This window comes from Microbacterium sp. NPDC055442 (genome assembly GCF_053644215.1).
On sequence record NZ_JBSHLF010000001.1, the window covers coordinates 213,794 to 228,628 of the forward strand.

A 14,835-nucleotide genomic window follows, 5' to 3' on the forward strand; every position below is an offset into this window, starting at 1 on the left:
CGTGCGGCATCCGGCGCGTCCGACACGCCGCCGACGGGTTACGCGTCGGTGAACACGCGTGTCACCACACGCGCGCCGCAGCGAAGGCCGCGAGGGCGTCGCCGAAGAGCCGCAGCGTGTCTGCGGTCGTTCCGACGTGCGGTGACACGCGCACCTTACCGAAGCGCGCCGTGACGGTGAGGCCGTGGTTCTCGAGCGACGCGGCGAGAGGAGCGGCATCCTGCGGCGCGGGGGCGAGCGTCACGATCCCGCCGCGATGCCGGGCTTCGCGCGGGGTGACGACGGGCACGTCGTAGCGCTCCGCCGTGCGGACGACCTCGGCGGTGCGCCCCGCGAGCTCCGCCTCGATCGCGGCGACGCCGACGTCGCGCACGTCGCGCAGGGCGGTCGCGAGACGCGCTGCGGCGAGGGTGTCGGGGTACGCGACCGTGAACGAGCGGGCGGATGCCGCCGGCAGAGGCACGACGTCGGAGAGCGGATCCCCCTCGACGCCTGCGAAACCCGAGAGCACCGGCTCGAGCCGCTCGAGCGCGCGTTCGCCGAACCATGCGAACCCCGTGCCCTTGCCGGCGCGCAGCCACTTGTAGCCGTTGGCGCAGACCACGTCGGCGGCGAGGTAGTCCGCCTCCACGGCGCCGAAGCCCTGCACGGCGTCGACGATGAGCAGGCGGTCTCCGATGACGTCGCGCAGCGCCGTCAGGTCGGCTCGATAGCCCGTGCGGAAGTCGACGAGGCTCACGGCGACGGCACGCGTGTCGTCGGTCAGCGCAGCGCGCACGACGTCGGGCGTGACGAACCCGTCGTCGGGCTCGACCCACTGCGGCGTGATGAATCCGCGTGCGTCGCTCGCGCGCGTCGCCGCGACCGTGAGCGACGGGAACTCGCCGCGCGAGAGCACGAGACCGCCGCCGGTCAGCCCGTACAGCGCGTGCATGAGGCCGTACGTCGTCGACGGCTGCAGCGTCACCTCGTCGGGGTCCGTCCCCATGAGCTCGGCGATGAGCTCCTTCGCCTCGCGAACGTGGTCGGCGACGAGTTCGATGCTCGAGCGGCGAGCCGAGCCGAGCATCTCGATGTCAGCCTGCGCCTCGCTGCGCACCGAGGGCGAGAGCGGGCCGAACGCGGCCCAGTCGAGATAGCCCGGTTCGCCGTCGAACGACTGCTGGAACGCCTCGAGGTCCATCATCGTCAGCCTCCGAATCGGCGGTCGCGATCGGTGTAGTCGCGGATCGCCCGCAGGAAGTCGACCTCTCGCAGGTCGGGCCCCAGCGCCTCGACGAAGTAGAACTCCGAGTGCGCGGACTGCCAGAGCAGGAAGTCGCTCAGTCGCTGCTCGCCCGACGTGCGGATGACGAGGTCGGGGTCCGGTTGCCCCCCCGTGTAGAGGTGCTCGCCGATCTGCTCGGGAGTGAGGCTCTCGGCGAGCTCCTCGAACGATCCGCCCGAGGTCGAGTGCGCCGCGATGATGCTGCGCACCGCGTCGACGATCTCGCCCCGACCGCCGTAGCCGACGGCGAGGTTCACGTGCAGCCCCGTATTGCCCTTCGTGCGCTCCTGCGCATCGTCGAGCACGCGCGCCAGATCCGGCGGCAGCAGCTCCGACCGGCCCACGTGCTGCACGCGCCAGTCGCGTTCGCGCGACAGTCCGTCGGCGAGTTCGGCGATGATGTCGATGAGATCGGACAGCTCGCGGGAATCCCGCTTGACCAGGTTGTCGTTGGAGAGCAGGTACAGCGAGACGACGTCGACGCCGATCTCGTCGCACCAGCCGAGGAAGTCGCGCATCTTCGCCGCACCGGCACGGTGCCCGTGCGCGGCCGACTCGTAGCCGAGCTGCCGCGCCCAGCGCCGGTTGCCGTCGATCATCATCGCGACATGCCGCGGCACCGCCGCTGCATCCAACCGGCGACGGAGCCGGTTGATATACAGGCGATAGAGGGGCCCTCGGCCCTCGTTCGACGAAGCGCGCGCCACACGCCTACGCTACCGCCCGCGGGCACGCGGCATGTTCGTCACGGCATACACCGACGCGTAGCCTGAGCACGTGACCAGCCGCAGCGGTGTTCCCGCAGAACCCGATGTCCCGGGACTGCCTCTCATGGAGGCCGCGGCCGTCGATGCCGCGACGCCTGAGATCCGGCCGACCTGGCGCGGCTGGATCCATGCCGCGACCTTCCCCGTCGCGATCGTCGCGGGGATCGTGCTCATCGTGCTGGCGCAGGGCGGCCCCGCGAAGTGGGCTTCCGCCGTCTTCATGGCGACGTCGCTGCTGCTGTTCGGCAACTCCGCGCTCTATCACCGGTTCGACTGGGGTCCGAAGACGAGGATCATCCTCAAGCGGATCGACCACGCCAACATCCTGCTGCTCATCGCCGGCACCTACACGCCGATCGCCGTCCTCGCGCTGCCGACGTCGCAGACCGTCATCCTGCTCTCGCTCGCGTGGGGCGGCGCGCTCCTGGGGATCCTGTTCCGGGTGTTCTGGATCGACGCACCGCGATGGCTCTACGTCGCGCTGTACCTCGTGCTGGGCTGGGCGGCCGTCATGTACATCGTGCCGCTCTTCCAGGCCAACCCGGCCATGATGATCCTCGTCATCATCGGGGGTCTGCTCTACACGGTCGGCGCCGTCGCCTACGCGCTCAAGCGCCCGAATCCGTGGCCCGGGCACTTCGGGTTCCACGAGATCTTCCACGTCTGCACCGTGCTGGCGTTCCTCTGCCATTGGACGGCGTGCCTGCTCATCGCGCTGCACCCGGCCTACCACGGCCCCTGAGCCCGCTACGGGCGCGGGGGCACCCGCGGATCCTCGTCGGGCTCGGCAGCATCCCGTCGTCCGTCCGCATCGAGGGCCTCGGCCTCTTCGCGCAGCTCGTCGGCGATGTCGGCACGTACGCGACCCCGGCGGATGCGACGCAGCATGTCGAAGATGAGCAGGAAGACCGCCACGACCACGAGGACGATGACGGCGAAGCCCAGCGGACCGGGTGTCACAAGCGATGGGTCGACCGTCATGCTCGGCGTCGGCTGGGGGTCGGCGGTCGCGAGCGCGGCGATCACGTCGTGCATGGTGTCCTCGATCCGCGCCGGAAGCGCATAGCCTGGATGTCCAGCCTAATCTTCCCGACAGGACCGCGATGACGACCCAGGACATGCTCGATCGGCGCTACGGCCGACGCGGTCGCGGGGGCTCGCGGGCGCTCGTCATCATCGGCATCGCGCTCGCCGTCGTCGCCGTGGGACTGTTCTCCTGGATGACGGTGGCCTCGTCTCTCGACTCCGTCGATGCCGACACGACCGGCTTCGACCTCGTGGATGAGCGCACGGTCGTGCTCGACTTCCAGTTCACCTCTCCCCCGGGCCGCAGCGTCGCGTGCGTCCTCGAAGCGCAGGACGAAGAGCACGGCGTCGTCGGCTGGAAGGTCGTCGAATACGAGGCGTCCGACATGCACGGCCGCGCGTACCGCGAGGTCATCCCGACGACCGCGCCCGCGGTGTCGGGGTTTGTCAACGACTGCTGGGTGACGTAGTCTTTTCCCGTTCACGCCCTGGCCAGCGCCGGGGCGTTCGACGTACCGGCCCCCACAGCAAGGAGATCGACGTGTCCAGCGATGCCCCGGTGACCTTCCTCACCCAGGATGCCTACGACCGTCTCGCCGCCGAGCTCGAGCAGCTCTCGACCGTCGGCCGCGAGGAGATCGCCAAGCGGATCGAAGCCGCGCGCGAAGAGGGCGACCTCAAGGAGAACGGCGGCTATCACGCCGCGAAGGATGAACAGGGCAAGCAGGAGGCCCGCATCCGCACGCTGCAGCAGCTGCTGAAGGACGCGACCGTCGGCGAGGCGCCCGAGAGCACGGGCGTCGTCGAATCCGGCACGGTCGTGACCGCGATCGTCGCCGGCGGCGAAGAGGTCTTCCTGCTCGGCAACCGCGAGATCGCCTCCGGCTCGGAACTCGACGTGTACAGCGAGGCCTCGCCCCTCGGTTCGGCGATCCTCGGTCTCACGGAGGGCGAGAAGACGTCGTACACCGCTCCCAACGGCCGCGAGATCGCGGTCGAGGTCGTGAAGGTCGAGACCTACGCGGGGCAGTGACCCCTCGCCAGGCTCCGCGCCCCTCTTCGACAGGCTCAGGGATCAGCCGCGAGACTGCATCCGCACGGCGAGACGACGGGGTTCACCCGCTGTCTCGCCGTGCCGTTGCAGTCTCGCGGTCATTGTTCGACGATGGCGGGGTGGAAGCCGGCCTCTTCGAGCACCGCGATGACGTGGGCGCGGTGCTCCTCGCCGCGCGTCTCGACGCTGAGCTGCAGGATGACCTCGCTGATCTGCAGGCCCTGACCGTGCCGCGTGTGCAGCACCTCGATGACGTTCGCTCCGGCATGCGACACGAGCTCTGAGACCCGCGCGAGCTGACCCGGACGGTCGGGCAGCGGGATCCGCAGCGACGTGTACCGATCGGATGCCGCGAGCCCGTGCGCGACGATGCGCTGCAGCAGCAGCGGGTCGATGTTCCCGCCCGACAGCACGCTGACGGTCGTGCCCGTGGCCTGCACCTTGCCGGCGAGCATCGCGGCGACGCCGGCGGCGCCCGCGGGCTCGACGACCTGCTTCGCGCGCTCGAGGAGCACCAGGAGCGCCCGGGCGATGTCGTCTTCGGAGACCGTCACGATCTCATCGACGACTTCACGGACGATGTCGAACGTGAGATCCCCCGGTCGCGCCACGGCGATGCCGTCGGCGATCGTGGGTCGTGTCGCGACCTCGAGCGGATGACCGGCGGCGATGGAGGGCGGGAAGGCCGCAGAGTTCTCGGCCTGCACTCCGATGACGCGGATCGTGCGTCCCACCGCGGCAGCGCGCGCCTTGAGAGCCGCGCCGACACCCGCGATGAGTCCTCCCCCGCCGATGCCGAGCACGACGGTCTCGAGTTCGGGCAGCTGGTCCCACAGTTCGATGCCGAGGGTTCCCTGCCCCGCGATGATGTCGAGGTGGTCGAAGGGGTGGATGAGGACGGCACCCGTGCGTTCGGCGAACTCCGCCGCGAGCCGCAGCGGCGTCTCGACCGTCGCGCCCTCGAGCACGACCTCGGCGCCGTAGCCGCGCGTCGCGAGGAGCTTGGGCACGGGCACCCCGAGCGGCATGAAGATCGTGGCGGGGATGCCGAGCTCCTGCGCCGCGAGCGCGACACCCTGCGCGTGGTTTCCCGCCGAGGCTGCGACGACACCGCGGGCGCGCTCCTCGGCGGTCAGCCGCGACAGACGGTAGGTCGCTCCGCGGATCTTGAACGATCCCGTGCGCTGCAGGTTCTCGAGCTTGAGGTGCACGGGCACCCCGAGCAGCTCGGACAGATGCTGCGACGCGTCCACCGGAGTGGGCGAGATGACACCGGCCAGCGAGGCCGCGGCGTCTTCGAACGCCGCGAGCGCAGGGACAGCCGACCGGGTCTGAGACGTGTTCACGCGCGTGTCCTCCTGGGGCGTGGGACGGTGCTCCAGATGAAGTCACCGGTGGGTGGCGCGCCGGTCTCCCAGGAGCGCTTGCTGAGATAGACCGCCACGACGTTCGCGAATGCCGCCAGCGGCACGGCGAACAGCGCCCCCGGGATGCCGGCGATCATGGCACCGCCGGCGACGACGATGACGATCGCGAGCGGATGCACCTTGACGGCGGCCCCCATCAGGAGCGGCTGCAGGACGTGACCTTCGATCTGCTGGACGCCGAGGACGACCACGAGCATCCACAGCGCGATCCACGGACCGTTGTAGACGAGGGCGAGGAACACCGCGACGGCGCCCGTCAGCACGGCTCCCACGATCGGGACGAAAGCGCCCAGGAACACCAGGACGGCGACGGGGATCGCCAGCGGCACGCCCAGCAGGAACGCGCCGAGTCCGATCCCGACGGCATCGATCGTCGCGACCAGCAGCTGCGTGCGGGCGTAGTTCACGACCGTCACCCAGCCGGCCTTCGCCGCGCCGTCCACGGCGCGGCGGGCGCGCCGGGGGAACAGTCGCGTGGCCCACTTCCAGATCCCGGCGCCGTCGGCCAGGAGGCACAGCAGGATGAACACGGCGAGCAGCGATCCCGCGGCGACATGACCCAGCGTCGTGCCGAGCGCCAGCGCACCCGACCACAGCAGCTGCCCCTGTTCCTGCATGAGCTGACCCGCCTGCGCCAGGAGGTCGTCGATCTGCTGCGCCGTGAGGTGCAGCGGGCCGTCGATGAGGTACTGGCGGAACTGCACGACCGCCTCGACCGTGCGCGTCTGCACCGACGCCCACTCCCTGCTGATCTGCCAGCCCACGAGCCACAGCAGTCCCGACACGATGGCGAGCGTCCCGACGACCGAGATGACGATCGCGATCCATTTCGGGACGCCTCGGCGCAGCATCCACGAGAATGCGGGCCAGAGCAGCGCCGTCACGAGGATCGCGACGAGGAGGGGGATGACGAGGAGCTTCAGCTGGATGATGAGCCAGATCGCGACGCCGATGGCCGCCGCGATGACGAGCAGGCGCCACGAGTACGCCGTCGCGACGCTCAGACTCCGCGGTACGGTGCGCCCCGCGTCGGTCGTGACGACCCGGGTCCGATCGCGCAGCGCGTCGAACAATGAGCCGCGAGGCTGGGGAGCGTCGGACTCCGACTCCGTACTGCTCATCCGACAAGTCTAGGACCGGCGCATTCCGCAATCACCATGCACCGCAGCGACGTCGGCGGCCGTCATTAGGCTGACCGCGTGAAGTCCTCACTCAGTCGCGCCGAAGCCCGCCGCATCGCCGTCGCCGCGCAGGGGTTCGCTCGCCCGCGCCCCGCCGCCGTCGGCACACGGCAGCTCAATCTCGCCCTCGCCCGCATGGCGACTCTGCAGATCGACTCGGTCAACGTCTTCGCGAGATCTCACTACATGCCGCTCTTCTCGCGCCTCGGACCGTACGACCCCGCACTTCTGGATCGATTGCTGTTCGCGCAACGCCCGCCCTACCTCGAATACTGGGCGCACGTCGCGGCGTTCATCCCCGCGACCGACTGGCCGCTGTTCCGGTTCCGGATGGATGCCCTGCGCGAGAAGTACGGCACGGGTCCCGACACGTGGTTCCACGCGCATCGCCCGGTCGTGGACTGGGTGCGCGCCGAGCTCGCCGATCGCGGACCACTGCGCCCCGCGCAGATCGAGTACGACGCGCATCGCGGCACGCGGGGTCAGTGGTGGGACTGGGACGTCGTCAAGCGCGCACTCGAGCAGCTGTGGCTCTTCGGCGAGGTGGCGATCGCCGGCAGGCGGGGCTTCGAGCGCCGGTACGCCGTGGCCGCCGATGTCGTGCCCGCCGCGGCGTTCGCCGCCCGTGTGCCGCGTGACGAGGCCGTCCGCGAGCTCGTGCGGCGCGCAGCGCGCGCCTACGGTGTCGCGACAGCGGCCGATCTGGCCGATTACTGGCGGATCAGCGACCGCCGCGCCGTCCTCGCGGCGGTGCACGACCTCGTCGATTCGCACGAGCTGCGCCCGGTCACGGTCGAAGGCTGGACGACGGGCGACCGCCCCACCCCCGCCTGGCTGCACGTCGATGCCCGGCGCCCCCGGCGCATCGACGCGAGCGCGATCCTGACGCCGTTCGACCCGCTGGTGTGGTTCCGCGACCGCACCGAGCGCCTGTTCGACGTCGAGTACCGGATCGAGATCTACACGCCCGCGCACCGCCGCCGCTTCGGCTACTACTCGCTGCCGGTGCTGCAGGGCGACGACGTCGTCGGCCGCGTCGATCTCAAGGCCGACCGCGCGGCATCCCGTCTGCTCGTCCAGTCCGCGTGGTGGGAGCACGGTCATCCTCCGGATGCCGCGGCCCGGCTCGCGCACGAGCTGCAGGCCGCCGCGGCCTGGCAAGGTCTGGACACGCTGTCGGTGTCACGATGGGGCGACGCCACCGACGACCTCGCCGCCGTGCTCCCCCGTGCCGAGCGCCACGATGCAGGACCGGTCGCGGCGGGTTAGCGTGGCACTGTGCAGCGCCGTGTCATCGCAGGGATCGTCGCCGGCGTCGCGGTGGTCGCGATCGGCGCCGGCATCGCGGCGTGGACGCTGACGCGGCCGCCCTCCGCCGACGATGTCGCCGACCGCTATCTGCGCGCCCTCTCGAACGGCGACTTCGCCGCCATCGCGCCGCTGCTGCCCGAGTCGGTCGATGCCGGACACCTCGAGACGGCCTTCGCCGGGGCGACCGGGCACCTCACCGACTACACCGTGACGCTGACCGGCGACGGCGACGCGGTCAGCGCGAGAGCCGACGTCCTCCTCGGTGGCGCGGACGGCGTCGTCGTCTTCGGTCTCGCCCGCACCGATGACGGCTGGACTCTCGCACAGGACTTCCTCGCGAGCCTCGAGGTGAGCACGACGCTCGGCGATTCCGTCCTCGTCGGCGACGCCCTCGCGCCCGCGGACGAACCGATCGCTCTGCTGCCGGCCGTCTATCCCGTCTCAGCGGCGCCCGCCGGTATCCTCGAGGGGGACATCGAGGTGACCGCGACGAACGACGAGCCGGTGACGGCGGCGCTCGACCCGACGCTCGCGCCCTCTGCGACCGACATCGCCCAGCGACGGCTCGACGACTACGCCGCGCAGTGCACGGCGCCGGCGGCGACGATCCCGGAACGCTGCGGGCTGCGCGCACCGTGGGCCGCAGACCTGCGCACACTCGACGCCGTCGCGTTCCGCGTCGAGACCCTGCCGTCGCTGCGCATCGCCGACGACGGCCGATCGTTCGCCGCGACCGGCGGCGCCGTCGTGGCGACGGTGACCGGCACGACGAGGGCAGGGTCCGCCGCATCCTTCACGTATCGATCGGAGGACTGGTCGATGTACGGAACGGTCCGCTTCGAGGGCGAGCAGATGGTGCTGCTCGTCGACTGACCGACAATCCGAGGTCGAATCCGTGCGACAGATGACGCACATCAGAGGCCTTCGGCGCGACACTCTGCCAAGACATACCAGAATGGACGCGGTTCAACAAGACTTCCATCCCCGCGCGCGCGACGCTATGCAGGAAGTATGACAATATCCCCACCTCTACCCGAAACGGCTCGGAGGCGCCGCGGCACAGTAGCCGCGACCGTCACCGTCGCGGCTCTCGCAGCGGCCCTGCTCAGCCCCACGGCGGCATCAGCTTCCGCCGCCGACCCCGTCATCACCATCGAAGACGGCGTCACGCAGCCCGTCTTCGACTACGGCACGGCCGTGCGCGAACGCGTCTTCATCCCCGTCGAGGGTGTCGACCAGGACAACGACGGTGTGACCGACGTCACCTCGGTCGACATCATCCGCCCGGCGCAGGCCTCGGCGGACCTCAAGGTCCCGGCCATCATCGACCCCAGCCCCTACTACACGACCCTCGGACGCGGCAACGAGTCCCAGCGTCTGACCGACATCGACGGCGACGGCGTCGCCGACCTGTTCCCCCTGTTCTACGACAACTACTTCGTGCCGCGCGGCTACGCCGTCATCCACGCGCAGATGAACGGCACGGGCTGGTCGACCGGTTGCCCCCACCACGGCGGTGCGGGTGACATCGAGAGCATGAAGGTCGTCGTCGACTGGCTCAACGGTCGCGTCCCCGCCTTCAACGCCGCCGGCGACGCTGTCGCGGCGACGTGGCACAACGGCAAGTCGAGCATGATCGGCAAGTCCTACGACGGCACGCTGGCCAACGGCGTCGCCGCCACGGGCGTCGACGGCCTGTCCACGATCGTCCCGATCGACGCGATCAGCGACTGGTACCGCTACTCGCGCACGAACGGCATCCGCCACAACACGAACTACCCGGCGAGCCTGTCGAACACCGTCACCAACCCCGAGCGTCGCGCCCTGTGCGCCCCGTCGCGTGCCGTCTTCAACGACATCGACGGTGACGAAACGGGCGACATGAACCCGTTCTGGGACGAGCGCAACTACCTCAACGGCATCGACAACGTCAAGGCGTCGGTCTTCGCGATCCACGGGCTCAACGACGACAACGTCCGGATGAGCCAGTTCGGCGACTACTGGGAGGCCCTCAGCGAGCGCGACGTGCCGCGCAAGGTGTGGCTGCCCCGTCTCGGCCACATCGACCCGTTCGAGTTCCGTCGTGAGGTGTGGGTCGACACGCTGCACCGCTGGTTCGACTACTGGCTGCACGGCATCGACAACGGCATCATGAACGAGCCGCAGTCCACCGTCGAGTTCGGTCCGTCCGAGTACGTCGACGAAGCATCGTGGCCCGCCCCCGGCACCGAAACCGTCGAGCTGAACCTCTCGGGCGCGACGCAGGGCGCCGCCGGCGCGCTGCGCATGGCACCGGTCGCCGGTGCGACGACGCTCTCGTACACGGGCGGCTCCAACGCGCCCGGCGAGAACTCGTTCATCCCGAACCCGGAGAACCCGCAGGCCAACCGCGTCGTGCTGCTCTCCGAGCCGCTCACGGCGGACCTGCGCGTGTCGGGCACGCCCGTCGTCAAGCTCGACGCGTCGCTCAGCCAGGAGCAGTCGAACCTCGCCGCGCTCCTCGTCGACTACAGCACCGACGTGCGCACCCCGCGCTCGCCCGGTGACGGCGTGCTGACCACCGAGGTCCGCACGTGCTGGGGCGCCGCGAGCGAGCATGACAACGCGTGCTACCTCGAGGCTGAGCGTCGCTCGGCATCGTCGGACTTCTGGCGCCTGTCGCGCGGCGCGCTGGACTCGTCGAACCGTGAGGGCATCGCCGAGGGCCAGGCCTCGCCGGTCGTCCCCGGTCAGAAGTACGACTTCGACTGGAAGATGGAGCCGTACGACCACGTGTTCAAGGCCGGCTCGCGCATCGGCGTGATCCTGACGACGAACCTGTCGGGCTACCAGGCCGGTTCGCCCAACGCCACGGTCACGTTCGACGCGACCACGTCGACGATCGCGCTGCCCATCGTGGGTGGGTCGGGCGCCGCGTCCGCCGCCGGTCTGAACACCGTCGCCCTCGATGCAGCCGTCACGTCGCGCTGCCTCGCCGGCAAGGTGTACAACTCGGTCTCGGTCACCAACAACGACTCCGTCGCGGTGAACATCTCGGTCACGAGTGAGCACGGCAGCAAGTCGTTCGTCTCGGTGCAGCCGGGCAAGACCGCTGCGGTCTCGATCAACACCCGCACGGCGACGCTGACCGCGGGCGAGATCGGCATCAGCGGCAACGCTGACGGTCGCACCGACCGCACCACCTCCGTCACCTACCCCGCATTCACCTGCGGCTGATCCATCCCTGACGCCGGCCGCGGCATCCTGGTTCGCCAGGGTGTCGCGGCCGTCGCCTTTGGTGCGGGACGGATAGCGGCACGTGACACCTGGCACGGCCCGTCACGGCGACCGTACCGTCGCGGTGACAGCAGGCTGACCCGCTCGCACCGTTGCAGAGACAGCGGACCTACCCGCTCGCACCGTCGCAGAGACAGCGGACTCACCCGCTCGGCCCGGTCAGGGGAACGCGACCCCCTCACACACCGCCAAGCCGTCACGGTGGACCGAGCCCTGGAGCCGCACCGCACGGCCGAACCCGCGCGCCGCCGCGATCCGCGTTCACCTGCCGCGCACGACTGGGCCCACTCGGGGCGTCACACCGGTCGTGTCAGAACTGCACGCGCGGCGGCTCTGAGATCGCCGCACCGTCGACGACCTCGAAGAACTCGCGCTCGTGGAACCCGAGGTTCCGGGCGAACAGATTGTTCGGGAACACCTTGATCTTGGTGTTCAGTTCGCGCACGCCGCCGTTGTAGAACCGGCGCGATGCCTGGATCTTGTCTTCCGTATCGACGATCGACTGCTGCAGGTGCAGGAAGTTCTGGCTCGCTTGCAGCTGCGGATACGCTTCGGCGACGGCGAACAGCGACTTGAGCGCCTGTTGCATGTGCCCTTCGGCCACGCCCGTCTCGACGGGACCCGTGGCGGTGAGCGTCTCGGCGCGGGCCCTCGTGACATTCTCGAAGACGGCCTTCTCGTGCGCCGCGTAGCCCTTCACCGCCTCGATGAGGTTGGGCAGCAGATCGGCTCGGCGTTTCAACTGCACCGTGATGTCGGCCCACGCTTCGTCGACGCGGACGTTCAGCTGCACAAGCGAGTTGTACGTCGCCCAGAGGTAGACACCGGCGATGACGACCAGCGCCACGACGATGAGAACCGGAATGAGCCATTCCCACATAGCCACAAACTCCGTTCGAAAGATCACCTCATCCTAACGGCGGCACCCTCGCCGACACCGGCGGCTGGGGAGACTCCCAGCTACTCCCCGAGCACGCGTTCGAGGTAGGGGTTGTGGAACATGCGCGTCGGATCGAGTCGATCCCGCACGGCGACGAAGTCGTCGAACCGCGGGTAGCGCTCGCGCAGAGCCGCGGCATCCAGCGTGTGCAGCTTGCCCCAGTGCGGGCGTCCGCCGTAGCGCAGCAGAATCTCCTCGGCGGCTTCGAAGTACTCCGTCGGGTCTTCGCGCACGTACCGGTGCACCGCGATGTAGGCCGTCTCGCGCCCCGACGCGGTCGACAGCCACAGATCATCGGATGCCGCGAACCTGACCTCGACGGGAAACGAGATGCGCCACCCCTCGTCGGCGATGAGAGCGCGCAGGGAGGCGAACGCGGGAACGACGTGCTCGGCGGGCAGCGCGTACTCCATCTCGCGGAACCGCACCGTGCGCCGGTGCGCGAAGACGCGCGCCGAGCGGTCGGTCTGCTCGCGTGTGCCCGTCAGCCTCGTCGCGGCACGCGACACCGCGGGCACGACGGCGGGCAGCACCGACCCGAGTGCGCACGTCGCGCGGTACACGCCGTTGGCCAGGAGCGTCTCGTCAACCCAGCGGCCGACGACCGGCAGCGGCCGGCGCACGTCGCTCTCGGGCAGGCGCGTCAGGGTCTTCGTCAGGGCAACCTCGGTGTGCGGGAACCAGAAGAACTCCATGTGGTCGGCTTCGCGCGCACGCGCCGCGAGCCCGTCGACGACGTCATCGAGCGGCTCGCGACGTTCGACGGCGTGCAGCAGGAACGCCGGGACGCACTGGATCGTGATCTCGACGAGGATCCCCAGCGCCCCGAGCCCGAGCGCGACGGCCGGCAGCAGGTCGGCGTTCTCGTTCTCGTCGACGGTCATCCGCTCGCCGTCGGATCGCACGAGGGTGACACCGGTGACCTGCGTCGCGATACCGCCGAAGCGCGCGCCCGTGCCGTGGGTGCCCGTCGATATCGCACCGGCGAGCGATTGCCTATCGATATCGCCCAGGTTCTGCATCGCGAGCCCGTACCGCGCGAGCAGACGCGGAATCTGGTGCAGCCGCGTGCCCGCCAGAAGCGTCACGCGCGCCCGGTCGCGGTCGACGCGCACGAGACCCGTGAGATCGGTCAGATCCAGCAGCACACCCGGCGCGACCGCGATGCCGGTGAAGCTGTGACCTGCGCCGACGGCCTTCACCCGCAGCCCGCGCGCCGCGGCGGACCGCACGGAGCGCTGCACGGCCGAGACCGATCGCGGGAACTCGACGCGTTGCGGCCGCACCGACGCCGAGCGCGCCCAGTTCTGCCATGTTCCGCCGGGGCGCGTCACAGGAACGCCTTGCCTTCGCCCCGGTACGTCGGCAGCTGCTCCACGATCGCCCCGTCCTCGATGACGTGATACCGGTCGATGCGTTCCGCGAGCTCGCCGCTCTTCGCGTGACGGAACCAGACCCGGTCGCCGACGGCCAGCATGCGCGCCGCCTCGCCCTGCAGCGGGGTCTGCACCTCGCCGGCGCCCTCGCGCGGCAGCATCCGCAGTCCTTCCGGCCAGACGGCACGCGGCTGCCTGCTCGCCGAGGGCGGTCCCGAGGCGATCCAGCCTCCGCCGAGCACCGTGGCGATGTCGGGGCGGGGTTTGCGCACGACCTCGAGGGCGAACGCCGCGGCGGGCGCCGGCTCGAACGCGCGATAGCCGTCGAAGAGGTGGCCCGCGAGCAGGCCGCTGCCGGCGGTGAGTTCGGTGACCGATTGATCGGATGCCGTGCGCTCGAGCGAGCCCGTCCCGCCGGCGTTGACGAACTCGATCGGCGCGACATCGCGCAGTGCTGCGACGATCGCCGCGCGCCGCTCCGCCAGCTCGTGCGCCGAGCGGCGCTGCATCCATCGGATGACGCCGTCGCCGGCCCCGGTCGCGTCGCCCTGCCCGGCGATCTGCGCTTCGTACATCATCAGTCCCACGAGACGGAAGCCCTCGCGAGCCGCGATCGAGCGAGCGAGGGATGCCACCTCCCCCGGCTCGTAGAGGGGCGAGCGGTGCACGCCGATATGGCCGAGTCCCGGCGCGCGCCACGATGCATCGGCGTCGATCGCGACGCGCAGCCGGGGGCGCGTACCGGGCGCGGCGACGGCGTCGACGAGGTCGAGCTGCGCGGGATCGTCGACCATGAGCGTGATGCGCGAGCCGGCCCGCTCGTCGGCGGCGAGTGCAGCGATCGCGGCACGGTCGGTCGTGGGATAGCCGAGCACGACATCGTCGTGCGTCTCGGCGAGCCAGAGCGCCTCGGGCAGGGTGAAGGCGAGGATGCCGCGATATCCGGCGAGGGCGAGCGTCGCGTCGAGCACGCCGCGTACGCGCACCGACTTGCTCGCGACGCGAATGGGCACGCCGCCCGCACGCACGAGCATGTCGAGGGCGTTGTGCCGGATCGCGGCGAGGTCGATCACGCCGACGGGGCCCGAGAGGTCGGCCACGGCACGGGTCAGCAGCGTCCAGTGCCGGGCGGGGTCGGGCCAGGTGGGGGTCGAGACGTCCGCCGCGAGCAGGTCCATGCGCCCCAGCCTACGAGGCCGTTGTGCGCGGC

General features: G+C 70.3%; 14 protein-coding genes. 6 read left to right on the forward strand and 8 right to left on the reverse strand.

The features are described 5' to 3' along the window. Nucleotides 1-61: 61 nt before the first annotated feature. Together ACWIBS_RS01120 and ACWIBS_RS01125 are read right to left on the reverse strand one after the other, a co-directional pair. Nucleotides 62-1,186, reverse strand: coding sequence for an aminotransferase class V-fold PLP-dependent enzyme (locus ACWIBS_RS01120; protein WP_376127150.1), 1,125 nt, complete (start codon nucleotides 1,184-1,186; stop codon nucleotides 62-64). A gap of 2 nt (nucleotides 1,187-1,188) precedes the next feature. Then, entirely contained in the window at nucleotides 1,189-1,974 is a 786-nt protein-coding gene (locus ACWIBS_RS01125; protein WP_376127149.1) for an isoprenyl transferase, read from the reverse strand. A gap of 124 nt (nucleotides 1,975-2,098) precedes the next feature. Between ACWIBS_RS01125 and trhA the strand changes: the two genes are divergently transcribed. After that, the gene (trhA, locus tag ACWIBS_RS01130) at nucleotides 2,099-2,776 is read left to right on the forward strand and encodes a PAQR family membrane homeostasis protein TrhA (RefSeq protein WP_376127267.1); all 678 of its coding nucleotides are present in this window, start codon (nucleotides 2,099-2,101) and stop codon (nucleotides 2,774-2,776) included. 5 nt (nucleotides 2,777-2,781) lie between these two features. Here trhA and ACWIBS_RS01135 read toward each other — a convergent pair whose 3' ends face one another. Continuing rightward, nucleotides 2,782-3,069, reverse strand: a complete 288-nt coding sequence (locus tag ACWIBS_RS01135) for a hypothetical protein (RefSeq protein WP_376127147.1) — start codon at nucleotides 3,067-3,069, stop codon at nucleotides 2,782-2,784. Between the two features lie 68 nt (nucleotides 3,070-3,137). On the opposite strand from ACWIBS_RS01135, the gene ACWIBS_RS01140 reads away from it, so the two are divergent. Together ACWIBS_RS01140 and greA are read left to right on the forward strand one after the other, a co-directional pair. Continuing rightward, the gene (locus tag ACWIBS_RS01140; RefSeq protein WP_376127145.1) at nucleotides 3,138-3,530 is read left to right on the forward strand and encodes a DUF4307 domain-containing protein; all 393 of its coding nucleotides are present in this window, start codon (nucleotides 3,138-3,140) and stop codon (nucleotides 3,528-3,530) included. Between the two features lie 71 nt (nucleotides 3,531-3,601). Then, the gene (gene greA, locus ACWIBS_RS01145) at nucleotides 3,602-4,093 is read left to right on the forward strand and encodes a transcription elongation factor GreA (protein WP_376127143.1); all 492 of its coding nucleotides are present in this window, start codon (nucleotides 3,602-3,604) and stop codon (nucleotides 4,091-4,093) included. A 119-nt stretch (nucleotides 4,094-4,212) separates the two neighbouring features. On the opposite strand, the gene ilvA is transcribed toward greA, so the two are convergent. Together ilvA and ACWIBS_RS01155 are read right to left on the reverse strand one after the other, a co-directional pair. Then, a complete protein-coding gene (gene ilvA / locus ACWIBS_RS01150; RefSeq protein WP_376127141.1) occupies nucleotides 4,213-5,460 on the reverse strand; it encodes a threonine ammonia-lyase in 1,248 nt (415 codons plus the stop codon). After that, nucleotides 5,457-6,662: an AI-2E family transporter gene (locus ACWIBS_RS01155; RefSeq protein ID WP_376127139.1), complete on the reverse strand. Its 1,206-nt coding sequence runs from the start codon at nucleotides 6,660-6,662 to the stop codon at nucleotides 5,457-5,459. Before ACWIBS_RS01155 ends, ilvA begins: the two co-directional genes overlap by 4 nt. Nucleotides 6,663-6,740: 78 nt before the next feature. Between ACWIBS_RS01155 and ACWIBS_RS01160 the strand changes: the two genes are divergently transcribed. The 3 genes from ACWIBS_RS01160 to ACWIBS_RS01170 all read left to right on the forward strand — a co-directional run bounded on the left by ACWIBS_RS01160 (nucleotide 6,741) and on the right by ACWIBS_RS01170 (nucleotide 11,249). Then, nucleotides 6,741-7,991, forward strand: a complete 1,251-nt coding sequence (locus ACWIBS_RS01160; RefSeq protein WP_376127137.1) for a winged helix-turn-helix domain-containing protein — start codon at nucleotides 6,741-6,743, stop codon at nucleotides 7,989-7,991. Between the two features lie 9 nt (nucleotides 7,992-8,000). Beyond that, nucleotides 8,001-8,906, forward strand: coding sequence for a hypothetical protein (locus ACWIBS_RS01165; protein ID WP_376127136.1), 906 nt, complete (start codon nucleotides 8,001-8,003; stop codon nucleotides 8,904-8,906). Nucleotides 8,907-9,044: 138 nt separating this feature from the next. Further along, a complete protein-coding gene (locus ACWIBS_RS01170) occupies nucleotides 9,045-11,249 on the forward strand; it encodes a CocE/NonD family hydrolase (protein WP_376127134.1) in 2,205 nt (734 codons plus the stop codon). 370 nt (nucleotides 11,250-11,619) lie between these two features. Here the strand turns inward: ACWIBS_RS01170 and ACWIBS_RS01175 are convergent, their stop codons facing one another. The 3 genes from ACWIBS_RS01175 to ACWIBS_RS01185 all read right to left on the reverse strand — a co-directional run bounded on the left by ACWIBS_RS01175 (nucleotide 11,620) and on the right by ACWIBS_RS01185 (nucleotide 14,803). After that, nucleotides 11,620-12,189 (reverse strand): LemA family protein, encoded by a 570-nt coding sequence (locus tag ACWIBS_RS01175; RefSeq protein ID WP_376127132.1) that lies wholly within the window; start codon nucleotides 12,187-12,189, stop codon nucleotides 11,620-11,622. Between the two features lie 80 nt (nucleotides 12,190-12,269). Continuing rightward, entirely contained in the window at nucleotides 12,270-13,583 is a 1,314-nt protein-coding gene (locus ACWIBS_RS01180) for a D-arabinono-1,4-lactone oxidase (RefSeq protein ID WP_376127130.1), read from the reverse strand. After that, nucleotides 13,580-14,803 (reverse strand): alanine racemase, encoded by a 1,224-nt coding sequence (locus ACWIBS_RS01185; RefSeq protein WP_376127128.1) that lies wholly within the window; start codon nucleotides 14,801-14,803, stop codon nucleotides 13,580-13,582. The genes ACWIBS_RS01180 and ACWIBS_RS01185 overlap by 4 nt, the downstream gene beginning before the upstream one ends. Nucleotides 14,804-14,835 lie beyond the last annotated feature (32 nt).